Source organism: Levilactobacillus yonginensis (assembly GCF_964065165.1).
Lineage (GTDB): Bacteria > Bacillota > Bacilli > Lactobacillales > Lactobacillaceae > Levilactobacillus > Levilactobacillus yonginensis_A.
In genome coordinates this window covers 1,752,349-1,775,043 of record NZ_OZ061549.1, presented here as the reverse complement: position 1 = coordinate 1,775,043, position 22,695 = coordinate 1,752,349, and the positions used below count along the sequence as shown (strand labels likewise).

24 protein-coding genes are annotated in these 22,695 nt (G+C 48.4%); 11 read left to right on the top strand and 13 right to left on the bottom strand.

Features of this window, described 5'->3' with window-relative positions:
* Window positions 1-106: 106 nt before the first annotated feature.
* Both AB3Y94_RS08450 and lepB read right to left on the bottom strand, forming a co-directional pair.
* Window positions 107-565, bottom strand: coding sequence for a MarR family winged helix-turn-helix transcriptional regulator (locus AB3Y94_RS08450; RefSeq protein ID WP_367295835.1), 459 nt, complete (start codon window positions 563-565; stop codon window positions 107-109).
* A 138-nt stretch (window positions 566-703) separates the two neighbouring features.
* Window positions 704-1,288, bottom strand: coding sequence for a signal peptidase I (gene lepB / locus AB3Y94_RS08445; protein WP_367295834.1), 585 nt, complete (start codon window positions 1,286-1,288; stop codon window positions 704-706).
* A gap of 339 nt (window positions 1,289-1,627) precedes the next feature.
* On the opposite strand from lepB, the gene AB3Y94_RS08440 reads away from it, so the two are divergent.
* Complete coding sequence (locus AB3Y94_RS08440; protein ID WP_367295833.1) at window positions 1,628-2,821, top strand: multidrug effflux MFS transporter; 1,194 nt, start codon at window positions 1,628-1,630, stop codon at window positions 2,819-2,821.
* A gap of 124 nt (window positions 2,822-2,945) precedes the next feature.
* Here the strand turns inward: AB3Y94_RS08440 and AB3Y94_RS08435 are convergent, their stop codons facing one another.
* Window positions 2,946-3,923: an aldo/keto reductase gene (locus AB3Y94_RS08435; protein WP_367295832.1), complete on the bottom strand. Its 978-nt coding sequence runs from the start codon at window positions 3,921-3,923 to the stop codon at window positions 2,946-2,948.
* Between the two features lie 96 nt (window positions 3,924-4,019).
* On the opposite strand from AB3Y94_RS08435, the gene AB3Y94_RS08430 reads away from it, so the two are divergent.
* The gene (locus tag AB3Y94_RS08430) at window positions 4,020-4,436 is read left to right on the top strand and encodes a MerR family transcriptional regulator (protein WP_367295831.1); all 417 of its coding nucleotides are present in this window, start codon (window positions 4,020-4,022) and stop codon (window positions 4,434-4,436) included.
* 46 nt (window positions 4,437-4,482) lie between these two features.
* Here the strand turns inward: AB3Y94_RS08430 and AB3Y94_RS08425 are convergent, their stop codons facing one another.
* Entirely contained in the window at window positions 4,483-5,691 is a 1,209-nt protein-coding gene (locus AB3Y94_RS08425) for a condensation domain-containing protein (RefSeq protein ID WP_367295830.1), read from the bottom strand.
* A gap of 177 nt (window positions 5,692-5,868) precedes the next feature.
* Between AB3Y94_RS08425 and AB3Y94_RS08420 the strand changes: the two genes are divergently transcribed.
* Window positions 5,869-6,390 carry an acyl-CoA thioesterase gene (locus AB3Y94_RS08420; RefSeq protein WP_125693341.1) on the top strand — a complete coding sequence of 174 codons (522 nt, stop codon included), beginning with the start codon at window positions 5,869-5,871 and terminating at the stop codon, window positions 6,388-6,390.
* Between the two features lie 61 nt (window positions 6,391-6,451).
* On the opposite strand, the gene AB3Y94_RS08415 is transcribed toward AB3Y94_RS08420, so the two are convergent.
* A complete protein-coding gene (locus AB3Y94_RS08415) occupies window positions 6,452-7,009 on the bottom strand; it encodes a GNAT family N-acetyltransferase (RefSeq protein WP_367295829.1) in 558 nt (185 codons plus the stop codon).
* Between the two features lie 122 nt (window positions 7,010-7,131).
* On the opposite strand from AB3Y94_RS08415, the gene AB3Y94_RS08410 reads away from it, so the two are divergent.
* The 4 genes from AB3Y94_RS08410 to AB3Y94_RS08395 all read left to right on the top strand — a co-directional run bounded on the left by AB3Y94_RS08410 (window position 7,132) and on the right by AB3Y94_RS08395 (window position 10,403).
* The gene (locus tag AB3Y94_RS08410) at window positions 7,132-7,779 is read left to right on the top strand and encodes an NAD(P)-dependent oxidoreductase (protein ID WP_367295828.1); all 648 of its coding nucleotides are present in this window, start codon (window positions 7,132-7,134) and stop codon (window positions 7,777-7,779) included.
* A gap of 101 nt (window positions 7,780-7,880) precedes the next feature.
* Complete coding sequence (gene brnQ / locus AB3Y94_RS08405; RefSeq protein WP_367295827.1) at window positions 7,881-9,224, top strand: branched-chain amino acid transport system II carrier protein; 1,344 nt, start codon at window positions 7,881-7,883, stop codon at window positions 9,222-9,224.
* Window positions 9,225-9,333: 109 nt separating this feature from the next.
* Entirely contained in the window at window positions 9,334-9,600 is a 267-nt protein-coding gene (locus tag AB3Y94_RS08400) for a hypothetical protein (RefSeq protein WP_367295826.1), read from the top strand.
* 113 nt (window positions 9,601-9,713) lie between these two features.
* Window positions 9,714-10,403 carry a YjjG family noncanonical pyrimidine nucleotidase gene (locus tag AB3Y94_RS08395; RefSeq protein WP_367295825.1) on the top strand — a complete coding sequence of 230 codons (690 nt, stop codon included), beginning with the start codon at window positions 9,714-9,716 and terminating at the stop codon, window positions 10,401-10,403.
* On the opposite strand, the gene AB3Y94_RS08390 is transcribed toward AB3Y94_RS08395, so the two are convergent.
* The 8 genes from AB3Y94_RS08390 to rpmH all read right to left on the bottom strand — a co-directional run bounded on the left by AB3Y94_RS08390 (window position 10,400) and on the right by rpmH (window position 17,557).
* A complete protein-coding gene (locus AB3Y94_RS08390; RefSeq protein ID WP_367295824.1) occupies window positions 10,400-10,651 on the bottom strand; it encodes a type II toxin-antitoxin system Phd/YefM family antitoxin in 252 nt (83 codons plus the stop codon). The genes AB3Y94_RS08395 and AB3Y94_RS08390 overlap by 4 nt on opposite strands.
* Before the next feature lie 84 nt (window positions 10,652-10,735).
* Window positions 10,736-11,125, bottom strand: coding sequence for a hypothetical protein (locus tag AB3Y94_RS08385; RefSeq protein ID WP_367295823.1), 390 nt, complete (start codon window positions 11,123-11,125; stop codon window positions 10,736-10,738).
* 385 nt (window positions 11,126-11,510) lie between these two features.
* Window positions 11,511-13,421, bottom strand: coding sequence for a tRNA uridine-5-carboxymethylaminomethyl(34) synthesis enzyme MnmG (mnmG, locus tag AB3Y94_RS08380; RefSeq protein WP_367295822.1), 1,911 nt, complete (start codon window positions 13,419-13,421; stop codon window positions 11,511-11,513).
* Window positions 13,422-13,484: 63 nt separating this feature from the next.
* Window positions 13,485-14,879, bottom strand: coding sequence for a tRNA uridine-5-carboxymethylaminomethyl(34) synthesis GTPase MnmE (gene mnmE / locus AB3Y94_RS08375; RefSeq protein WP_367295821.1), 1,395 nt, complete (start codon window positions 14,877-14,879; stop codon window positions 13,485-13,487).
* Window positions 14,880-15,168: 289 nt separating this feature from the next.
* Window positions 15,169-15,966, bottom strand: coding sequence for an RNA-binding cell elongation regulator Jag/EloR (gene jag, locus AB3Y94_RS08370; RefSeq protein ID WP_367295820.1), 798 nt, complete (start codon window positions 15,964-15,966; stop codon window positions 15,169-15,171).
* Between the two features lie 159 nt (window positions 15,967-16,125).
* Window positions 16,126-16,932: a membrane protein insertase YidC gene (yidC, locus tag AB3Y94_RS08365; protein WP_367296499.1), complete on the bottom strand. Its 807-nt coding sequence runs from the start codon at window positions 16,930-16,932 to the stop codon at window positions 16,126-16,128.
* A 38-nt stretch (window positions 16,933-16,970) separates the two neighbouring features.
* Window positions 16,971-17,327, bottom strand: a complete 357-nt coding sequence (gene rnpA / locus AB3Y94_RS08360) for a ribonuclease P protein component (RefSeq protein WP_125693224.1) — start codon at window positions 17,325-17,327, stop codon at window positions 16,971-16,973.
* Window positions 17,328-17,422: 95 nt separating this feature from the next.
* On the bottom strand, window positions 17,423-17,557 hold the full coding sequence (rpmH, locus tag AB3Y94_RS08355) for a 50S ribosomal protein L34 (protein ID WP_081624573.1): 135 nt from the start codon (window positions 17,555-17,557) through the stop codon (window positions 17,423-17,425).
* Between the two features lie 545 nt (window positions 17,558-18,102).
* Here rpmH and dnaA point away from each other — a divergent pair.
* The 4 genes from dnaA (at window position 18,103) to recF (ending at window position 22,693) form a co-directional block, all read left to right on the top strand.
* Window positions 18,103-19,461, top strand: coding sequence for a chromosomal replication initiator protein DnaA (gene dnaA / locus AB3Y94_RS08350; protein WP_367295819.1), 1,359 nt, complete (start codon window positions 18,103-18,105; stop codon window positions 19,459-19,461).
* Between the two features lie 282 nt (window positions 19,462-19,743).
* Window positions 19,744-20,883, top strand: a complete 1,140-nt coding sequence (gene dnaN, locus AB3Y94_RS08345) for a DNA polymerase III subunit beta (protein ID WP_125680579.1) — start codon at window positions 19,744-19,746, stop codon at window positions 20,881-20,883.
* Window positions 20,884-21,311: 428 nt separating this feature from the next.
* A complete protein-coding gene (gene yaaA / locus AB3Y94_RS08340; RefSeq protein WP_125680581.1) occupies window positions 21,312-21,539 on the top strand; it encodes a S4 domain-containing protein YaaA in 228 nt (75 codons plus the stop codon).
* Window positions 21,539-22,693: a DNA replication/repair protein RecF gene (recF, locus tag AB3Y94_RS08335; RefSeq protein ID WP_125680583.1), complete on the top strand. Its 1,155-nt coding sequence runs from the start codon at window positions 21,539-21,541 to the stop codon at window positions 22,691-22,693. Before yaaA ends, recF begins: the two co-directional genes overlap by 1 nt.
* Window positions 22,694-22,695: the final 2 nt, after the last annotated feature.

Here is a 22,695-nt window from a genome sequence, read left to right as displayed (position 1 = left end):
TTCTATAGTAAATCTTGTTAATCAATAAATCAACTAACTGGTCAGTCAGCCCGGCTAAGGATAGCCAATTAAAAAGGAACCAGCTCAACAGCTCAGTTCCTCATCCCTACTCATTATCAATTCCTGACGTTTCATTATGTACGGCCTGCAGGGCTAGCTGGCGAATCTCAGCCACCAGTCCATCACGGTGTTCCGGCGTAATGTCCATCAATAAGTTATCCGCGACCTCTTGACGTAGCATCACAATTTTAGGATAAAGCGTCTCGCCCTTTTTCGTCAATGACAACTCGTAAACTCGCTTATCTGTTTTCGACTGCCGCTTCCGCACGTATCCCAAATTAACTAGCTGGTTGACTGCCCGCGTCACATTACTCGGATTAAGGTACGTCAAACTGATCAACTTATCCTGGGTCATCTTTGGCCGCTCATGAATCCGTAAAATATAATAGTACATACTAGCATTCAATCGGTACGGCTGTAAGCGTCGATCTAATGCAATCCGCGCATAGCGAGTCGTAATTGAAAGCCATTTTAAAATATCCGAATCGTTGTTTCCGGTAACCAAAGTACCGTCCCCTCCCTGAAAAATACGTGCGCAAGCATATACTAAATGTCAAGGGATGTCAAGCCAGTGCTAACTAACTAATATACTACAAAAAAACGCGATGATCACGGTCATTCCCGTGAACTATCGCGTTCTTAGTTAGTAGGCCAGCCCATTAACGTTAGCCCGCCGCGTCTTATTAGAGGCCCAAACTGGTACTTTCACGACCCCCAACACCTTATCCTTATCAACGAATCCCCAGTAACGGCTGTCGTTAGACACACTCCGGTGGTCACCCAACACAAAATACTTGCCCTTAGGAACGACCGTGGTGCCATTACCCCAACCATTACTCTTTTGCAGACTAGCTAAGGTCCAATTTCCGGTCCCAGCATTCCGCTCCGCATCACTGATAAAACTCTGCTTAATCTTCTTCTTGTTCACATAGATGTACCCATTTTTACTCGTAACCGTATCGCCTGGTAACCCAATTACCCGCTTAACATAATTAGTATTGGCCTTAGCAGATGGGTCCTCACCGTGGGCGTCAAAAACAATGACACTCAGATGTTTAACCTTTGACTGCTTAAAGGCAAAGACCTTTTCGTTATTTTGCAGGTTGGGTTCCATGGATGGCCCATCGACCCGCACCCGGGTAAAGACGAACTGCTTGATGGCAAAAGCGATAGCCAGCCCGATAATCACGGGGATGATCCAACTCATGACTTCCTTTAATACTTTCATGATGAGGCTCCTTATATTCAAGAATATTAATATACTGTTATCATACACCCGCAACGAAATCAGACAACCGGTTCCGTTTTTATGGTCGAATCTAATCTTACCATTTACTGACTGAAACCCCCATGCTTTTTCCCAAGTTTATTTTAAATGTTACAAAAATGATCTCCTCCGTAGAAAAACTGAGCTTGCAAATTCATTTTTTTCCAGCAATAATGGACAAATACACAACGAATAGCCATTTCATCCGCTGGACCGCCATTCTGCCCGACAGAGCAGCGGTCCAGCAATATTTTATGCTATCATTAATTTCACACTATCTCTAGAAAGGGCTGACAGTCTTTGAATTCAACACACTCACGACGGCATCAAATCTGGCTAACCTTACTCTTGGGAACCGTTAGCGCAACGGGGCCCCTGGCCATCGACCTTTATTTGCCAGCCCTACCTCAAATGAAAGTGCAATTTGCAACCAACGCCTCACTCATGCAACTCAGTATCACGGCCTGTCTGATTGGTCTGGCGCTAGGTCAACTGATTGCCGGTCCGCTGTCTGATCAATATGGTCGCCGTAAACCGCTAATCACCGGTTTTATCATCTTTGGCCTAGTTTCCCTTGCAATGGCCTTTATCCACTCGATTGGTCTCTTAATTGGCCTCCGGTTCATCCAGGGACTAGCCGGAGCCACCGGTCAGGTGCTGGCTCGGGCAGTGGCTCGGGACCTCTTCTCTGGCAAAAAGCTAACGAAGTTCTACGCCCTCCTCAATACCGTCAACGGTGTCTTTCCCATCATTGCCCCCATTATCGGTGGCTTCATGATTCGTTACGTTGACTGGCAGGCTATCTTCATCTTGCTGGCCGTAATTGGCTGGGTTATCGCTTTCGCCGTTGCCCTTGGTCTCCACGAATCCCTGCCAGTTGCGGACCGCCAAACAGGTGGGTTCCACACATCACTGTTGTCGATGGGGAGCTTGCTGATCAAGCCTGCTTTCTGGCCGCTGATTCTCGCAACAGGCCTCGTTTACGGCGCCCTGTTCAGTTACATTTCAGCATCGACCTTCGTCTTCCAGACCGGATTCGGCATGGCCCCGCAAATGTTTAGTCTGCTCTACGCCTTTAATGGACTCGGAATCGTTGTTGGGAGTAACCTCCCTGGGCAATTGGCTGGCCGTTTCTCCAACCGTCAGCAGGTCACAACCTTGTTGACGTTGGCCGCATTAACGAGTCTGATTTTAATCGGTTCACTACTCTTCCCCGCCAACGTCTGGTTAGTGAGTGGCCTGATTCTCATCCTTGTGATTTTAATCGGCGCACTCCTCACCTTAACCGTCACCATTATCATGGATCAGGCGACTAGTAACGCCGGTGGTGCGTCAGCCGTCATTGGTCTCTCCCAAAACGCCTGTGGGGGCTTAGCCTCGCCACTAGTTGGTCTGACTGGTAGCTCCTACGCAGCAATGGCGGTAATGCTCTTCATTTGTAACCTGGGAGCCCTTGGACTCGTCAAGGTTCAAGGTAAATTCGCTAAAGCTTAAATACTCACTCTCACCTATCCGGTGGGAGTTTTTTTAACCGTTCACTTGTTCATACATAACTGATCTCTGCGATGACAAAAAGGGCGGTCGACCACTATCAACCGCCCTTTTGTTACCGCAGGGATTACCACATGTATTCAATTGGATCCTTAATATATTTATCGTAAACATCCGTGACAATGGCCATCTGTTCACTAGTCAATGGTTTGACGTCCGCAGCAATCGTATTCCGTTCAATCTGGTTAGGCGTGCTGGCCCCAGGAATAACGGCAGAAACTGCGTCAAACATTAGGATGTAACGCAAGGCCGTCGCCGCCAGGTTATCCGTACCAAGTCGCTCCTGCAACTCATTGGCGGCTTTAATTCCCGTCAAGTAGTCGACACCAGAGAACGTTTCACCTTTACTAAAGAGCTCGCCGTTCCGATTAGACATCCGGTGATCATTAGGTTCAAAGTGGGTGTCCGCCGTAAACTTCCCGGTCAACAAACCACTGGCCAAGGGCACCCGGGCCAAAATTCCCACGTTGGCCTGCTTAGCTAGATCAAAGAACAACTTAGCTGGCCGCAGCCGGAACATGTTGAAGATGATTTCAACACTGGAAATATCGTAATCGAGTGACTTAATGGCTTCCTCAACTCGTTCCACGCTGACACCGTAGTTGGCAATTTTTCCTTCCTTTTTGAGATCATCCAACGTTTTAAACGTTTCTGGCTGGTAGTACACGCTCATTGGTGGACAGTGCAACAACACCTGATCAAGCGAATCGACTTGCATGTTTTGCAGGCTCTCTTCAACGTATCGTCTGATGAACTTGGGACTGAAATGTTCCACTGACAGGGGCATTTCCTTGCGACCAACCTTGGTTGAATAGTGGACATCGGGATGGCGTTTAATGAACTGACCGAGCACCTTTTCGCTTAACCCATCCTGATAACCATCGGCGGTATCGAAGAAATTCACGCCACGGTCATAAGCGGCCTCTAAAGTCTCACTAGCATCCTTTTCACTAAATGGGGCCCCCCACTTACCACCAAGCTGCCAAGTCCCCAAAGAGACTTCGCTGATGTTAAAACCCGTCTTTCCTAATGTTCTAAATTTCATATTTGTTAACCTACCCTTCTACTTGTTTCTAACATACCACTTGAAGTACACTTCAAGTAAAGTAATTTCTCTATCAAAGAATAGGAAGGATAAATAATGACCGAATTAACCATTTCAGAAGTCGCCAAGGCGTATAACCTAGCCCCCTCAACCCTCAGATATTATGAACGATTGGGTCTGATTCCTAACGTCCAACAAAGAGGGAACCACCGCGTCTATAATGAGGCCAATCTTGAAAAATTAAACAGTATCATTTGTTTCAAAAATTCTGGCATGAGCATGAGTGAACTTCAAACCCTGCTGAGTTATCAGGAAACCGGGGACGACCTGAATGAAATCTTAAACGTTTTGAATGAACACGCCATCAGTGTGGCTCAGCAGCTAGCCAAGCTAAAGAAGTATCAACGGCATATCACGCAAAAGGTAGCCTTCTATTCAGCTATCAAAGAGGCAGAAGCTAAGGGCGACCCACGACCAGACTGGGCGGATTATAAACCGGCTTACGAAAAATAGTAGGTATAAAAAATTGGACCTAAAAGTCACTTTCAGGTCCAATAGACTACTCCTCGTGACTCCACTGGGTTAACTGAGCCACAACATTTTTCAAAATTTTAATTCCTAATTGATAGTCGGGTTCGGACCCCATCATTCGAAACGCCAACGTCCACGCATCGTGGTACACGCTGACCGTTAGTTGAAAATGAGGCATTGTCCGATAAGCCCCAGCAAAGTAAATTTGCGTGACTGTGATTCCTGAGAAATTGAGCCGCGTATGATCGATGTGGCCGAAGTTGGCAAAGGAAATGGCCGCCTGTGGTCGGTGTTTCCCAGCTAGCCGCCGCACCAACTGTGGTGGTAAGGCCCGACTCATCCGATTGATTTCCACTAAAGGCGGTAGGTAAGCTAACTCATCACGCATTTGCGTGACCGTCGCCTGGGTCCGCTGAACCACAGCCCCCAAAGTATCACCATCTCTAACAGTTATGGCCACAGGCATTTCACTAGTCAAGTTGGCTACTTGAACAATGTTCATTGCCGCCACTGGTCCGTGTAACCGTAAATCAACCTGGTATGGGATGACCAACCGCTTTTCCCCAGTTAAAGCGAATAACGCGAGCGCGTAAGCAGAAAGGAGCACAGCATTCATCGTGACCCCCTGCTCACGCGCTTTTTGCCGAAGCAACTGGCTTTCGACCCGCGGAATGGTGGCCTCGCCACGGTGATGGTGCACGTCGCCACTCAACTGGGGGAAGGCTTCCGTCGCGTTATCATGCAAGAGCGGCAATGCCCGATGAGGATGCCGCAAATGTGCTAAAATTTTACGCACACTGCGTTCATTGGTAAAATTCGTTAAATCCTGGCCATCGTACGCCGCAGCCAAGAGGTACAGATAATGTTTGAACCCTTCCCCGTCAGCCAGTAGGCGACTCATTGCCAACCGTAACTGATCATAGGCAGCGTAATGAATCACTTGGATTTTCAATTGCGGTCCCGCTAAGACGTCCAGTTGAACGCGACCAGGGTCGTGACTAGCAGCATATTCTTCAACCACATCCGTCGCCACATCCGTTTCAACTTCAAACCGGTTCCATTTCAAATTATACCGACCCAAAACCTGGGGAACCACCGTTTGAGTCGTCTCAATTGCTTCTTGTAAGCGGGCCAAATCAATGGGGTGCGTCAAACTCAGTGTACACTCAAGTAACGGATACGTCTGGGCCGTGTCCAACGTTGGCATCAAGTCTAACGGTTCACCGTGATATATCATGCAACACCCCTCCTTACTCATTTATCCATAGTATAGCAAGCCAACTGGCCGACCTCTAGGAATTCACTGAGTCATTGTAAAAAATTAATAGTCCTGTAATCTTTGCTAAAGTCGCCGGGATGCACGGACTCTGGTAGAATAGAGGGAGACAAATTAACTGATGAGGTGAAGCTTTTGATGAATCGAACCACGCCCGTGTCCTGCAACGCCACATTAATCGTGACCAGTCACCGGGTTTTTCAACCAGACTTAAATGAACATGAATCCGTCTTCGGCGGTAAAATTTTGTCGCTGGTAGATGATAGCGCTTCCGTAGCCGCTGTCCGACTAACCCATAAGACGGTGGTCACGGCTTCCTTTGACCACGTTAGTTTCTTAGAACCTTTCCACTTAGACGATTCCATGTTCTTGGAAGCTTACGTTACCGGGACAGGAACCCGCTCCTTAGAGGTCTTTGTTAAGATCATTGGCGAAAACCTCACGACCAGTGAACGCTTCGTTGGCTTCACATGCTTTATTACTTACGTCATTGAAGACTCCCGGTCAACGCAACCACTACCACCAGTCAAACCCGTCACAGAGGAACAACGTTACATTGTCTCCGGTTACGAGAAACGTACTGCCCAACGAAAACAGCGTCGAGCAGAACAAGCTAGCCTGAACAACCACGTTTCAACCGAATTTCCTTGGCCACTTTAATGTTTCACATGAAACATTCCGAGTTCGTCGTCACACCTTCTAGGTGCGAGTGCGAACTTTTTTAGTCTTCTGTTCCACGTGAAGCAGCGCGCCATTCACTTGCTAGAATCCCGTATGAATAGAGATCCAGCCAGTGTCCATCCTGGAAGATTGCTTCCCGATTGACTCCTTCTCTCGTAAACCCGACTGCCTCGTAGGCGTGAATGGCCAATGGATTGTTGGCATTAACTTCCAGATTCACCTTATGTAGGCCCAGCTCATTAAACGCAAATGACAGGATTGTCTGAATGGCATCCTGCCCATAGCCTTGACCACGATCACTGACTACGGGTAAGGCAATCCCCATGGACGCCCGCCGATTTTTGAAATAGACATTATTCAATACAACTGATCCCAGTAAGCCATCGTCCGCATTAGCCCGCACCATGAAGAAGTAATGGTCGTCACCGTCCGGATCCGCTGCCCATTCTGCGTACTCCTGCGCTGTCAGTGGGTGCAGAGCATCAGCGGATAAATTCCGTAGCAGTCCGGGCTCCCACTGGGTATCCTGCAACCACTCTGCATCCCCGTCTCTCATTTCTGTCAAATGGACCAGTTTGCCTTGTACCACATCTTTCATTCTCGTGACCCCCTCAGTATTTTCTCCACTGTACCATATGGTTGCAATGAAGGGGCAAAATAGTTGGTGATTGATCTAACTTCCTCTATACTAATCACAGCTCAAAAGGAGGACGATTTTTTATGAAAATTACAATTATTGGTGCAACCGGTATGGCCGGCAGCGCACTGGTTGCAGAAGCACTCAAACGAGGACACCAAGTAACCGCCTTGGCCCGTTCAGCCGAAAAATTGGCCACCTTACCCACGAATCCCAATCTCACGACCCGGGCCGTAGACGCCTTTGCCGTCGCCGCCGCTGACTTACAGGCCGCCGACGTTGTGATTGATGCTTTTGCCACGGCCCCAGCTCAGTCCTACTTGCACGTGGACTTAGCCGCCCGCCTGGTCCACATTCTCCGCGAAACAACCACGCCGCGTTTAGTCTTCATTTTAGGGGCTGGCAGCCTGTTCACGGGTGATGACCGCCACTTGTTCGTCAATGATATTGCCAAAGATCCCCATGCGGCTGGTTTTATCAGCATTCCTCAGAATCAGCTGAAGGAACTGAACTTCCTCCGCGAAGTTGACAACGTTAACTGGGTCGGCATCTCTCCCGCAGCTAATTTCCATCCCGGAAAAGCTACCGCAGCGCTTTTAGGCCAAGACGATCTCCTAGTCAATGCCCAACAAGAATCGGGCACCTCAACTGGTACGATGGCCGTTACTATTTTAGACGAAATTGAACACCCACAACATCATAATAGCCGGTTCACCGTAGCCGATAAGTAAGTTTCTGACGCTCGCCGTTTCCTCGGCGAGCGTTTTTTGGTATGCTAGTCGTTGATTATGCATAGACACTGTCTGAAACTTAATAGAAAGTTGCGATTACTTTGAAAACTAAATTATCCGGGCGCGAGTTACTCATCATTGGCATGATGCTCTTTGGCCTCTTCTTCGGCGCCGGTAACCTGATCTTCCCGGTCTTTCTGGGCCAACAGGCTGGACATCACGTCTGGACAGCAGTCATTGGCCTGTTGCTAACCGGAATTGGTCTGCCCCTCCTAGGGGTCGCAGGTATCGGCTTAACGCGTAGCGAGGGGGTCTTCGACCTAGCAACGAAAGTCAATCGACCGTTCGCCTACGTCTTCACCATCCTACTTTACCTCACCATTGGCCCGTTTTTCGCCCTACCGCGACTGGCAACCACGTCTTTCCAGATTGGTTTGGCGCCCTTTACCAGTCCGGGGGCACAACCTGCTGTTCTGGCTATCTTCTCCGTGATTTTTTTCTTCACCGCTTGGTGGCTAGCTCGAAATCCAGGTAAACTCATGGTCTACGTCGGTAAATGGTTGACACCAACCTTCCTCGTTCTCCTAGGCATCCTGCTACTCGCAGCCTTTGTCAAACCGATGGGTGGCTTTACCTCCGCTGCCCGCGGTACTTACATTACTGAGCCAATCCTCAGCGGGTTCACCGAGGGATACAACACTATGGACGCCCTCGCCTCACTGGCTTTTGGTATTGTCATCATCAATAGCATTCGCGCTCTGGGGGTCACTGAACCTGGCCAGATTGCCCGCGATGTCATTAAAGGGGGGACTATCAGTATTGTCCTCATGGGTCTGATTTATACGCTATTGGCTTTAATGGGAACGATGAGCGTTGGTCAATTCTCACCAGCCGCCAACGGGGGCATCACCTTGGCTCAGGTGGCAGCCTATTACTTTGGTACTTTTGGAAACGCCCTGTTGGCACTGATCGTCATCATCGCTTGCCTTAAAACGGCCATTGGCTTGATTTCAGCTTTCGGGGATACTCTGCACGAAATGTTTCCTCGGATACCTTACGCAGCTTTGATTGCAGCGGCTAGCATCTTGCCCTGTCTCTTTGCCAACGTCGGATTAACCAAGCTCATTACCTACTCAACGCCCGTCCTCATGTTTCTTTACCCACTAGCCATCGTGCTGATTTTCCTAGCAGTCCTATCGCCTATTCTGGGGACCTCTCGCTGGCTGTTTGGAACCAGCACCCTGATTACCCTAATCCCAGCAATCTTCTCCGCAGTAGCCGCCTTGCCAGCTAATCTGCAGCAAACTGGTTGGGGGCACGCGATAATTAACCTCAACAACCGGCTACCCTTAGCAGTAGCTGGATTCAGCTGGGTCGTTCCGGCACTACTGGGCATTGCACTAGGCTGGCTATTAGGTCGTCTGTTCGACAAATCAGAGGGTTAATTGACAATCCAATGGTTTTACCTCCCTTTTTACTTCACTTTCTGTTAAAATAAGAGCAAGTTATAACCAAAATCTCATACTCTCATTTAAACGAAACGAGGTAATTCAAATGACCGATACAAAGTACCCAGTCACCCCGCTTAAAATTGGTGTACCAATTCTGACGGTGGTGCTCTTACTAGCTATGTTATTTCTTCAAGACCCCGTTACTGTCGCGTTCTTATGCTTTAGCTCACTGATTACTGCTATGCTTCACTTTAACGTCTTTGAAAGTACTGCTGACAAGAATCCTTTGAACCGGATCGACCTTGGCATTCAAGTTGCCTTTCTAGTTCTATCCGTCGTCCGGGCCTTGGCCATGGGCGGTCACCCTTAACAGCTAGGTTTCGCTATCCAGTAACGGATAACGGAGCCTTTTTTCATGCCTAAATTTCACCTAACACCAAACTATGCTAAACTCTGGTAAACCACCTTGAAAGGACCGTAACCATGTTAAAATACGCCATCTTTGACCTCGACGACACGCTACTTGATTTCACCCGTGGTGAAAATGAAGGTATCACCCATTTGCTAAAAAAATACGGCGTGACTGATATTCAGACCGGCTTTAATACCTACCTGAAAATCAATCACGCCGTCTGGCAAGCCATTGAGCAAGGCGCCCCACGCGACCAGCTACTAAATGATCGGTTCACCCAGACCTTTGCCGCTATGGGCCTAGCCGTGGATGGTGCTACCGTTGAAGAACAGTACAACGTTATCCTCGACCACAATTACTATACGCTGACGGGGGCGGACACCTTGTTGCAAACGCTGAGGGCAGCTGGACTGACACTAGTAGTCGCCACCAATGGCACCAAGTCCATCCAGTTAAACCGCCTGCACGGCTCTGGTCTCCGACAACACTTTGATAGCCTCTTTATTTCTGAAGACATTGGTTATACGAAACCAGATCGTCGTTTCTTTGCACCCATTTTTCACCATTATCCGGACCTCACACCAGCGAACACCCTAATGATCGGTGACCGCCTACAGTCTGACATTCTAGGCGCACGCAACGCTCAACTCCACAACGTCTGGTTCAATCCGCAGCATCACGTTAACAAGCTCGACTTCCAACCAACTTACGAAGTAACGACTTACTCAGACCTCCAACAGCTCTTACTCGCAGAGACTTAACCCCACTCGACTTGATCAGTCCGCAAACTGGTTAGACTGATCCGATTATTTTGCTTAATCGGTGCTGCTGGCGCCTCTAAAAAAGCCAATTCGGACAAAGCCTGCCATTCCTGCAAAGGTAAAATTACGGCCGCGTGCTCGTCTCGCTCATCCGTCGGCGTAATCAAAATAGTCTCTTTAAGCTGATGGACCGCCGATAGAATTTCTAAGAAGTCTTCCTGTGCTGCTACTGGTGAATACTGTTTCATGTTAAAGCTCCCCCTTAAAATTAAAAACGTCCGTTAGCGCAGTTAAAGACTAACGTTAACGGACAGCGATTCATTTAATGTATTTTACCGGTATGGTGACCCCAGTAATGTTCCCAACAACACTGCAGCCAATAGTAGTTGACTGCCAGTAAAGTACCATGCTTGACGGCGACCCAACGCCCGAACAGCACTAGGATACCGTCGTTGGCGACGCTCTAAACCCGCCATGGCAACTGCTACCAAATCTACCAGTAACAGTAAGCCAATGACACGTGCATTCAGCCAAGCCGGTTGCCAAAGCCCCACTACCACGTAGCTGAGGCCTACGTATAACAACCCATGATACAGAAACCGGTTGCGGGTGATCCGCTCCGATGTGACCGACTGTTGCTGCACTGCTCGCAACAACCGCTGATGTTGCCAGTGACTGCCTAGCGTTAACAGCACCCCGAAACTCAACAGACTCGTGTACATTGTAAAAACTCCCCTTGTTTCAAGTAATGCCTTGACATCACTTGCCCCGATATTAGATGACCCTGGGAATATTTTACCAGACTTCGCAACCAAATGATTAGCTACGCAAAGTCAGCGGTATCCTGCTTACTGATAATAAGCTGTACCACCCGTTTGTTGCCGTTATCTAAGGGTGGCGTAATTCGCTCACTAGCCAACCATTTAACGTTGTCTCACTACAGTTTCTACCTTACCGAAGTTATGTTGAAATCTTGCAAAGAATCGGTAAAGATTGCGTATTCCTTTTATTACTATATTAATACCACACTTTGATTAATAATAATTATTAATAATTAAAAAGGATCGAGCCAATTGTCCCGATCCTTTTATGCTACTTCGGTCAAGGCTAATCAACCTTGGCAATTTTCCCCTGTTCAATGTAGACGCTCAGGATAGCAATGTCGGCAGGGTTAACCCCACTAATCCGGCTAGCCTGTGCCAACGTTTCAGGTTGAATCTTCTTCAACTTCTGATGTGCCTCAGTTGCGAGACCATCGATGGCATCATAATCGATTTTAGCTGGAATCGCCTTGGCTTCCATTCGCTTCAGCTTAGCCACGTTCTCTTCAGCCTTCTTGATGTAACCAGCGTACTTCAGGGAGATTTCAATCTCCTCAACGATGTGCCGATCTAATGGCTGCTCTGGTGCTGGCATGAACCGTAACAACGTTTGGTAGTCCACGTATGGCCGACGTAAGAAGGCAGCTGCTAGCACGCCATCCTGCAGGGGCTTATCACCGTGGCTCTGAACAAACGCGTTGATGTCATCCCCAGGCTTGATCCGAATGCTGTTTAACCGGTCAATTTCGGCCTTGAGTGCCGCCTTCTTAGCCAGAAAGGCCTCGTAGCGTTCATCACTGATCAGTCCCAGCTCATGGCCCTTGGTAGTCAAACGTAAATCAGCATTATCGTGCCGCAAAATCAAGCGATATTCAGCCCGACTCGTCAACAGCCGGTAAGGCTCGTTAGTTCCCTTGGTGACCAAGTCATCGACCATCACACCGATATAGGCATCAGAACGCTTCAGCGTGAACCCAGGCTTACCCTGGGCCCGTAGCCCGGCGTTGATGCCGGCTAACAGCCCTTGACCAGCAGCTTCTTCGTAACCAGAAGTTCCGTTCGTTTGCCCCGCCGTGAACAAATTCTTCAGTGGCTTCGTCTCCAACGTTGGCCGTAACTGGTATGGTGAAACGACATCGTATTCAATGGCGTAACCCGGCCGCATCATTTGAGCATCTTCTAACCCCTTGATGGAGTGTAAAATCTTTTGCTGAACTTCTTCTGGCATAGACGTTGACAGTCCCTGAACGTACCATTCATCAGTCTTACGACCTTCTGGCTCAAGGAAGAGTTGGTGTCGTGGCTTGTCAGCAAACCGCACGATTTTATCCTCAATGGATGGGCAATAACGAGGGCCAACACCTTCGATCACACCGGTGAACATAGGCGCTCGGTCTAAGTTTTCCCGAATAATATCGTGCGTTTTAGCGTTCGTGTAGGTCAACCAACACGATAACTGATTCTTCAGATCCAGGTAGGCACTGTCAGGGGTGGTGAAACTAAAGTGGTTAGGTTCCACGTCACCGGGCTGTTCTTCCGTCTCATCGTAATGAATCGTATTACCATCAACCCGTGGTGGCGTCCCAGTCTTAAACCGTTCTAAGTCGAAACCATACTTAGGCAAGTTCGCTGTCAGCTTAGTCGCTGGTTGCGAGTTGTTGGGACCGGAAGAGTACATCAATTCACCAATGATGATTTTACCGCGGGCAGCCGTTCCGGCCGCAACCACTACAGCCTTGGCACTGTAGTGGGCCCCAGTATTGGTGATAACTCCACGACAAACACCATCTTCGACGATTAAGTCATCGACGATCCCTTGCCGCAACGTCAGGTTAGGCTCGCGTTCCAAGGTGTGCTTCATTTCCGCGTGATAGGCATGCTTATCCGCCTGTGCCCGTAAGGCGCGAACGGCCGGACCCTTTCCGGTATTGAGCATCCGCATCTGAACGTAAGTCTTGTCGATGTTTTGGCCCATTTCGCCGCCTAAAGCGTCAATTTCACGGACAACGATTCCCTTGGCTGGACCACCCACGGATGGGTTACATGGCATAAATGCCACCATATCAAGATTGATCGTCATTAACAGGGTCTTATTCCCCATCCGTGCAGCGGCTAAGGCTGCTTCACTACCAGCGTGACCGGCACCAACGACGATAACGTCGTAATCCTCGCCGGAATATTGCTTTACTTCAGTCAAGATTCTTTCCCTCCATGTCCGATTACACCTACGTATAATCGAACGGTCTTATGTGTTTTACCGTTATTTGCCTAAACAGAACTGACTAAACAGCTGATCTAGTAATTCATCTTGGTAGCTGTCCCCAGTGATTTCACCTAACAGGTCCCAGGCACGCGTCATATCAATCTGGACTAGGTCGACGGGCATCCCCGCCGCAATTCCGTGTTGAACGTCATCTAGCGCGGCACTGGCCTGATGAAGCAACCCAATGTGCCGAGCGTTCGTGACCATCACGGTATTTTGACTAGACTCAATGCCTTCATCAAAGAACAGGTGGGCAATAGTCGTTTCCAACTCATCCATCCCCGTGCTCTGCAGGATCGAGGTCCCAATCAGTGGACTGTCACCAGCTGCTGCCTTAACCTCGGCCATGTCCAGCTTCTCTGGCAAGTCCGTTTTATTTAAAATTAAAATGCGTTGTGTATCGGCCGTGGCTTTCAAGAGTTCACGGTCCTCAGCGGTCAACGGTTCACTCGCGTTCAACACCAACATGACCAAATCCGCCGTATTGATGGCTTTCCGCGAACGTTCGACCCCAATCTTTTCGACCTTATCCTCAGTGTCCCGGATACCAGCCGTATCGATCAATTTCAAAGGCACACCCTTAACGTTCACGTATTCCTCAATCACGTCACGGGTAGTGCCAGCAACGTCGGTCACAATCGCCTTATCCTCATGTAAGAGGTGGTTCAACAGGCTCGATTTCCCCACGTTGGGACGACCCACGATGGCCGTAGCCAGTCCTTCACGTAAGACTTTCCCCTGCTTCGCCGTTGAAAGCAAGACCTTGATCTGCTTTTGGACCTCTTGGGCCTTTTCTAGCAGCATCTTAGTCGTCATCATTTCCACGTCATCGTACTCAGGATAGTCGATATTAACTTCCACTTGAGCCAACGCATCTAGGATATCTTGTCGCAAATTACGAATCAGTTTAGACAAGTCTCCGTCTAATTGGTCTAAAGCCACCTTCATTGACTTATCCGTTTTAGCCCGAATCAAATCCATCACAGACTCTGCCTGCGTCAGATCAATTCGACCATTCAGGAAGGCCCGCTTGGTGTATTCACCGGGTTCGGCCAACCGCGCACCGTAGCTCAAGCACAATTGAAGAATCCGGTTCGTAGCCACAATTCCCCCGTGACAATTGATTTCAATGATGTCTTCCTTGGTGTACGTTTTTGGTGCTCGCATCACGGTCGCCATGACTTCATCGACCTCTTCACCATCTTCAGGGTCAATGATGTGCCCATAGTGAATCGTATGACTCGCTACCTTAGTCAAATTGGCGCCCTTGAATAGCTTAGCGGCAACGCTAAAGACTTCCTCACCGCTCAACCGAATAATGGAGATCCCACCCTCACCAGGTGGGGTAGAAATTGCTGCAATCGTATCAAACTCTGTTGTGGTGACTGCCATAAGTCATCCTCCTTTGATTTAAAATCATTTTAACTACTGAATAATAGGCGCGGCCATCTTAATCGCGACGTCCTTTATGAGCGGGAGCTTATTCCCTTATCAAGAACAGTGGCCACCCGCTACCACACTCTTTTCAACCCGGGCGTATCATTTAACGCCATAAAAAAAAGCACCCACTCCACGCCACCTAACTCTGCGCGGATAAAGTACTTTCACTACTTTATCGTAAACTTGATAAGAATGATTGTCTTCACTATAAGGGCAATCACGCCATTTGTCAAACAGAAACCTATGCTGGTTCAATCACAACGGCCCGATGCGGTTCTTTGCCCGCTGAATAAGTCGTCACGTAGCGGTTCTTGGCGAGCACAGCGTGAATCTGTTTCCGTTCAAATGATGGCATAGGGTCCAAATAAACGGGCTTCCCCGTCGCCACAACCTCTCGGGCCGTATTCTCAGCCAAACGGGTCAGCGTCACTGTTCGCCGTTCCCGATAACCGGCAACGTCCAGCTCAATGTCGACGTGTGCGGCCCCATTATGATTCAAGAACAGCTGGGCTAGACTCTGCAAAGCGTTGATGGTCCGACCATGCTTGCCAATCAGCAGTCCCTCTTTATTCGTCGTAAACGTCAAGCGGACCTGCCGGTGAGCACTACTCTCAACCTCCAGAGAGGCGTCGATACCCAGCTGCTCAACAATGGTCGCCAAATAGTCTTGCACGGCATCTACGGCCGCCTCACGCTGCTGACGCCGTTCTGCTGGCGTAACCGTCGGCTGTTCTTTTGGTGTGGTGGACTCGATTGGCGTAGTTGTCACCGCTGCACTCGTCGGGTCAGTCGTGGGTGCCGATGCGTGGGTCACCGAATAAGTTGCTGTGGTTGAACTTGCCGCTTTCGCTGCCTGTTTTTCTTCCTCAGCCACAGGTTTTAAGACCACGTCCACCATGGCATCACGCCGACCAATTCCTAGTAGACCCTTACGCGGGGTTGCTACGACCTTAATCGCGACCTGGTCCCGTTCACAGTTCAGCGCGGCCAATCCCGCGGCAATCGCTGCTTCTTCCGTTTTCCCCGTAAAGATCGTCATCGTTCATTCCTCCGTATCGTTTTCGCTAAAATTCAGTATACCATACTGCCCGATACAGCTAGCCATTGTCCTGGTAAAAAAGCAGAGGCTCCGCATAGTTAGGCATAAGAAAAGGGCCTGGAATGAATTCCCAGACCCTTAAAATGCATTTATATTTAACTATTTACGCTTACTTTGCTTAGCACGCCGAACAGCTTTTTTAACTGCACGGTCATGCGCTGCTTTTTCCCGGTTCTTCACGTCACGCTCTGCTTGAATCTTCCAAGGGTTCTGGATAAGCAAGGTTTGCCCAACTTGGAAAATGTAGGAAACGGTCCAGTAAAGTGACAGTGATGAGGCCACGTTCAGGGCAGTGAAGAAGACCACTACCGGCATCCCGACAACCATCATCGTGTTCATTGAGCTGGACTCTGGGGCGGATTTCGTGGTTAACCACGAACTAGCGAACGTTGCCAATGCAGCTAGGATCGGTAGGATGAAGTACGGGTCCTTGTGGCCAAGTTGTAGCCATAAGAAACTCCCAGTACGTAATTCCGCCGTCCGCCAAATGGCTTGATACAGTGCCCAGATAATAGGCAGTTGCACAACAGCTGGTAAACAACCCAACATAGGATTGATACCGGCTTCCGAGTACAGCTTTTGCTGCTCGGTCTGCAACTTCTGCATCGTCTCGCGATCCTTAGACGAATATTTCTTTTGCAGGGCTTTGAGTTGAGGTTGAACCTCTTGCGTCTTCCGCATGCTACGCGTTTGGAAGATCATCAACGGCATCAAAATAATCCGAATGATCACGGTGAAGATAATAATCCCAACACCGTAACTTCCGCCGAACAAGTTGGCCAACCAGATAATCGCCCGGGAGAAGTTCAAGACGATTAAACCGTCCCACAACCCCGTACTTTGATTTGTGATTGGTTTGTTGCTACAAGCAGAAAGGATAAAGACCAAACTCACAATGCCCAACATAAGTAGGGTACGTTTGTACTTTTTGACGTTTTTCACGTTTATTCCTCGCTAAAGTTAGAATCCAACAGTTTGGCTAGCTTCAACACGTGGATCATGCTACTTTTCGCATCGGGCATGGCAATACCATCGGCTCGGGGACGAGCAATCACGAGAAAGTCCACATCCTGCTTGAGGTAGGGCTTTAACTCGAGGAGACTCTGCCGAATCCGACGTTTCACCCAATTACGGTGAACGGCGTTACCAATTTTCTTCCCGACGGAAATGCCGACCCGAAAGTGCTTCTGACTAGGCTTTTCCATTGAGTACACCACGAATTGCCGATTGGCGACTGAATTCCTGGTTTCAAAGACCTGCTGAAATTCCGCTTCTTTCTTAATGCGGTAAGATTTTCGCATGTGCATCTCCAAAATTCTCGATTTACAGTCCGTGAGGGATTGGTGATCCAGTCACCCCGCAGATAAAATAAAAAGACCACTGAACCATCAGCGGCCTATGCAGACAATACTTTACGTCCCTTTTGACGGCGACGTGCTAATACTTGACGGCCATTGCTAGTGCTCATGCGCTTGCGGAAGCCGTGGACACGTGAACGGTGACGTTTCTTTGGTTGGAAAGTACGCTTCATCGTAAAAACTCCTCTCTTAACTATGACTATATTTTCATCTGGGAGTCCCAGACTTGGATACATCTAGTAAATGCATTTCCTGAACATATTAGCATAAAAACGGCTGGATTGAAATAGCAAGTTTCGATTTCATAGAAAAAGTTGTTCCCAGTAAAATTTGTTTCATGCACTTTGCTTGTGGATAACTCTAATATCCAGAAAAAGTTATTTTAGACTTGGCCACCGAGTTATCCACCGTTCCACAGGCTGTTAATTTTCAGAAATTAGGTTTTGTTGATTCTGTGGATAACTTGTGAAACACTTGATACTGTGCCTTTTCTAATCGACAGGTCTCTGTGTATAACTAAAATAAAAAGAAACTATCCACAGATTCTCACAAGCCTGTGGATAACTCTATTCACTTCCTGTGAAACAATTATTCACAGCCCCCAATACCCTGTGGAAAACTTTTTTTCTTCATGCTACACTGGATTTACGTTTTCTTTTGGGGTGGACTACGCCCAATCGATAAATGAGCATCTAAACTAAAATAGGGGGATACATCAGTGCCAGACATGTTAACTTTGTGGACTGATATCAAGGCGTTGTTCGAAGAGAACAATTCCAAGACGGCCTACGCGACTTGGATTGAAACAGCCAAGCCGATTGCCCTCGAAGGCAACAAATTAACGTTGGAACTCCCATCACCCCTGCATCGTGATTACTGGACCCATCAACACCTGGACCAGCAATTGGTAGAATACGCATACCAAGCCGCTCACGAAGATATTCAGCCCGTCCTTATTTTGGAAGGGGAGCGTCAGCAACAGGCGACGCTCAAAGCCAAGACCGCGACTCCTGGAGAAGCGGCCTCAACGGAACCAACGCCAACCTTTATGAAGGAAACGGCGTTGAATTCCCGCTACACGTTTGACACTTTCGTTATCGGAAAAGGTAACCAGATGGCCCACGCAGCGGCTCTGGTTGTCTCAGAAGAACCCGGCGTGATGTATAATCCGCTGTTCTTCTACGGTGGCGTTGGTTTGGGCAAGACCCACTTGATGCACGCGATCGGCAATAAAATGCTGGAAGATCACCCGGACACCAAGGTTAAATACGTGACTAGCGAGGCCTTCACGAACGACTTCATTAATGCGATTCAAACTCGGACGCAGGAGCAGTTTCGACAGGAGTACCGTAACGTTGATCTGCTACTAGTCGATGATATTCAGTTCTTCGCTAATAAGGAAGGAACCCAAGAAGAGTTCTTCCATACATTTAATGCACTCTATGACGATGGCAAACAAATCGTTTTAACATCTGACCGTCTGCCTAACGAAATTCCCAAGTTGCAAGACCGGTTAGTTTCTCGGTTCGCCTGGGGGTTATCCGTAGACATCACACCACCAGACCTTGAAACGCGAATTGCTATCTTGCGTAATAAAGCGGATGCCGATCAAATTGACATCCCCGATGACACACTCAGTTATATCGCCGGTCAAATCGACTCCAACGTGCGTGAACTTGAGGGCGCATTAGCCCGCGTTCAGGCTTATTCGCAACTCATGCATCAGCCGATTACCACCGACCTAGCCGCCGAAGCGCTCAAGAGCCTAAACCTCGCGAACGCTAGCGACGCCATCACCATTCCGGTGATTCAAGATAAGGTTGCCAACTATTTCCACGTCTCACTCAAGGATTTAAAGGGTAAGAAACGGAAAAAAGCTATCGTGATGCCACGGCAGATTGCCATGTACCTCTCACGTGAATTGACCGAGGCATCCTTACCACGTATCGGTAACGAATTTGGCGGTAAGGACCACACCACCGTCATCCACGCCTACGACAAAATTACGGATTCTTTAAAGACTGATCCTGAACTGCAAAAGGATATCGACAGTCTCAAGGAGGATCTGCGTCGTTAGGAGGGGATCGTCTGAGTCTAGCTACCAAAGTTACGGACTCATGACGGTCTTTTTGTGACCGATTGGGGTATCATGAAGAGTAGTAAGTCCACGGCGTGTGGATAAAAAAAGAAAAGACTCGAAGTTTTCCACAAGTTTTCCACAAGTTATCCACAGGTGGAAAACCGTAACTGCTTAGTAGTTTCTCAAAGTTATCCACAGAATACACCGCTCTACTACGGCTACTATTTTTTCTTTTAATTAAGTAAATAACCCGCACCACGAAAAAGGAGTGTCCAATCTATGAAATTCTCAATCAACCGGGCTGCGTTCATTAAGGAATTGAATAACGTCTCCCGTGCCATCTCTTCCAAGACTACGATTCCTATCTTGACGGGATTAAAAATCGTTGCTAGTGACGCTGGGTTACTTTTAACCGGATCCAACGCAGATATTTCTATTGAAACGTTGATTCGCGCCGATGACCCAGACATTGGTTTGGCCATTGATGAACCTGGTTCCATTGTATTAACTGCTCGGTTCTTTAGCGAAATCGTTAAACGATTGCCTGAAAAGGATATGACCGTCACTGTTAAGGACGGATTCCAAACAGAAATTACTTCCGGCTCAGCCGCTTTTAACATTAATGGCCAGGATGCGAATAATTATCCACACCTACCAGAAATTGATGCTGCCGACTCAGTGGTTCTTTCTGGCGCAGTCTTCAAGGAATTGATCAGTCAGACGGTTATTGCCGTATCCAACCAAGAAAGTCGACCAATCTTGACCGGGGTTCACTTTGTCTTAGCAGATAACCAATTTTTGGCCGTCGCCACGGACAGTCACCGGTTGAGCCAACGTCAGATTGAACTGCCAACACCTAGTGAAGCCTCATTTGATGTGATTATTCCAGGAAAGAGTTTGACCGAACTCTCACGGATGATTGGGGACGACGACGCTGATGTGAAGATGCAGTTCTCTGAAAACCAAGTTCTGTTTTTGTTGGGTGATACCTCCTTCTACTCACGTCTGTTAGAAGGCAACTATCCCGATACCTCACGGTTGATTCCTAAAGATGCCTCAACGACCGTCGAATTCGAAGCACCAGAATTATTGGCAGCTGTAGAACGGGCTTCCCTGTTATCTCATGAATCACGGAACAACGTGGTTAAGTTAACACTGACTCCCGCAGACAACCAGGTCACCATCTTCAGTAATTCTCCTGATGTGGGTAACGTTGAAGAAGAGTTGGCACCAAAGGCTCTGGATGGGGAAGACCTTGAGATTTCCTTCAACCCTGACTACATGAAGGATGCGCTCCACTCGTTTGGTCAAGCCACGATTCGGGTGGCCTTCACCTCAGCTTTACGACCGTTTACGTTGGTTCCGACCGAAGACACCAGCAACTTTATTCAGCTGATTACGCCAGTCCGAACGTTCTAGACGAACGAGGATTAAGCAGAAATTTAAAAATGGGTCTCATCTGTTTAGGATGGGATCCATTTTTTGATGGGGTTGGCCACGGTCTGTCACCTGTCGATTTAACGAATTGGTCTAGGTTCATTGTCGTAGCAGAGGAAACCTTGTGGATTAAGTGAAAATCAGCTGTATTTGGGGGCCAAATTAGTATTTGCGTGCGCAATTAACGGCTTTTTTCAGCAAATAAACGACAAATGTTGGATTTGAGCACAAAAAAAGGGATATTTTGATATAAGCGGGTTCTTTTTTGTTCTGAGCAAATTTAGTGGCTTTTTACCAAAAATATCATAAAGGTCCCAAATCGGCTGAGAACGCAAAAATAAGGTGGTCAACCTGTACCTTTCGTTTAAAAAGCGGTATAATATAAGAGAAGAAAATTAAGGGGTGAAATTGTGAAAAAAGAAGTTTTCATTGACACGCCCTACATCACTTTAGGCCAGTTACTCAAGGAAGAATCCATTATCAGTACTGGCGGCCAAGCTAAGTGGTATTTACGTGAGAATACCGTAAATATTAACGACGAGCCGGACAACCGGCGTGGCCGTAAGCTGTATCCTGGCGATACGGTGGAAGTGCCTGATACGGGATTGTTTTTTATACGCTCAAAGCAGGGTGAATAATGTATTTGCAAGAGTTGCAGCTGCAGCATTTTCGGAACTATCCAACGGCTGATTTGCAGTTGGGGCAGGGCATTAATGTCTTGCTTGGTGAAAATGCGCAAGGCAAGACCAATCTATTAGAGGCAATTTACGTGCTGGCGTTAACGCGCAGTCACCGTACCGCCAATGACCATGATTTGGTCAATTGGCAGGCCAAGACGGCCAAGGTCAGTGGCCGGGTCGTTAAATCTGCCGGCACGGTGCCGTTAGAGCTCACATTTTCACGCCAGGGGAAGCGCGCCAAGGTCAATCATTTGGAGCAAGCCCGGTTGTCTCAATACGTGGGACAGCTCAACGTGATTTTGTTTGCACCGGAAGACCTTGCCATTGTTAAAGGTGCGCCAACCGTTCGGCGGCGCTTCATGGACATGGAGTTTGGTCAGATGAATCCGCGGTACCTCTACAACTTGAGCCAGTATCGGACGTTGTTAAAACAGCGAAACCGGTACCTAAAGGATCTCCAGCACAAGCAAAAAAAGGACCTCCTTTTTTTGTCTGTGTTGTCAGATCAGCTGGCAGCGTTTGGGGCGGAGATCATCATGGCGCGGTTGACGATGTTGAAGAAGTTGGAGCATTGGGCGCAAGCCATTCACGCCGAAATTTCGCAGCAACGAGAAGAGCTGACGTTTCACTACGCCACGCAGGTGGCTGACGACCAGTTAACGGACGCCAAGACCATCTGTGATGCGCTGACCGCGCTCTACGCGAAGCAGCAGGAAAAAGAGCTCTATCAGGGCACGACCTTGGTTGGTCCTCACCGTGACGACTTGCATTTCCAGGTTAACGGGAAGAACGTGCAAACGTTCGGGTCACAGGGCCAACAGCGGACAACTGCATTGAGTGTCAAACTTGCCGAGATTGATTTGATGAAGGAAGAGACTGGCGAATACCCAGTCTTATTGCTTGATGATGTACTTTCAGAACTGGATGACGCACGTCAAACGCATTTATTGACGGCGATTCAGGACAAGGTACAGACGTTTATCACCACCACCAGTTTGAGCGGCATCACGCGCAAACTGATCAAGGACCCGACCATTTTTCACGTGGCCGATGGGACCGTGGTGGCGGATGGCTCGCCTGAACAAGGCGATGCAGCAACAAAGGAGGATTAGGC

Bases quoted from the DNA above. Each gene is read 5' to 3' on its own strand.
- AB3Y94_RS08415 (WP_367295829.1), bottom strand. From the start codon at position 7,009: ATGAAAGATGTGGTACAAGGCAAACTGGTCCATTTGACAGAAATGAGA.
- recF (WP_125680583.1), top strand. From the start codon at position 21,539: ATGTATTTGCAAGAGTTGCAGCTGCAGCATTTTCGGAACTATCCAACG.
- rpmH (WP_081624573.1), bottom strand. From the start codon at position 17,557: ATGAAGCGTACTTTCCAACCAAAGAAACGTCACCGTTCACGTGTCCAC.
- AB3Y94_RS08390 (WP_367295824.1), bottom strand. From the start codon at position 10,651: ATGAAACAGTATTCACCAGTAGCAGCACAGGAAGACTTCTTAGAAATT.
- AB3Y94_RS08420 (WP_125693341.1), top strand. From the start codon at position 5,869: ATGAATCGAACCACGCCCGTGTCCTGCAACGCCACATTAATCGTGACC.
- AB3Y94_RS08435 (WP_367295832.1), bottom strand. From the start codon at position 3,923: ATGAAATTTAGAACATTAGGAAAGACGGGTTTTAACATCAGCGAAGTC.
- AB3Y94_RS08430 (WP_367295831.1), top strand. From the start codon at position 4,020: ATGACCGAATTAACCATTTCAGAAGTCGCCAAGGCGTATAACCTAGCC.
- AB3Y94_RS08410 (WP_367295828.1), top strand. From the start codon at position 7,132: ATGAAAATTACAATTATTGGTGCAACCGGTATGGCCGGCAGCGCACTG.
- dnaN (WP_125680579.1), top strand. From the start codon at position 19,744: ATGAAATTCTCAATCAACCGGGCTGCGTTCATTAAGGAATTGAATAAC.
- jag (WP_367295820.1), bottom strand. From the start codon at position 15,966: ATGACGATCTTTACGGGGAAAACGGAAGAAGCAGCGATTGCCGCGGGA.
- AB3Y94_RS08385 (WP_367295823.1), bottom strand. From the start codon at position 11,125: ATGTACACGAGTCTGTTGAGTTTCGGGGTGCTGTTAACGCTAGGCAGT.
- AB3Y94_RS08400 (WP_367295826.1), top strand. From the start codon at position 9,334: ATGACCGATACAAAGTACCCAGTCACCCCGCTTAAAATTGGTGTACCA.
- mnmE (WP_367295821.1), bottom strand. From the start codon at position 14,879: ATGGCAGTCACCACAACAGAGTTTGATACGATTGCAGCAATTTCTACC.
- yidC (WP_367296499.1), bottom strand. From the start codon at position 16,932: ATGTTGGGCATTGTGAGTTTGGTCTTTATCCTTTCTGCTTGTAGCAAC.
- rnpA (WP_125693224.1), bottom strand. From the start codon at position 17,327: ATGCGAAAATCTTACCGCATTAAGAAAGAAGCGGAATTTCAGCAGGTC.
- AB3Y94_RS08425 (WP_367295830.1), bottom strand. From the start codon at position 5,691: ATGATATATCACGGTGAACCGTTAGACTTGATGCCAACGTTGGACACG.
- AB3Y94_RS08395 (WP_367295825.1), top strand. From the start codon at position 9,714: ATGTTAAAATACGCCATCTTTGACCTCGACGACACGCTACTTGATTTC.
- lepB (WP_367295834.1), bottom strand. From the start codon at position 1,288: ATGAAAGTATTAAAGGAAGTCATGAGTTGGATCATCCCCGTGATTATC.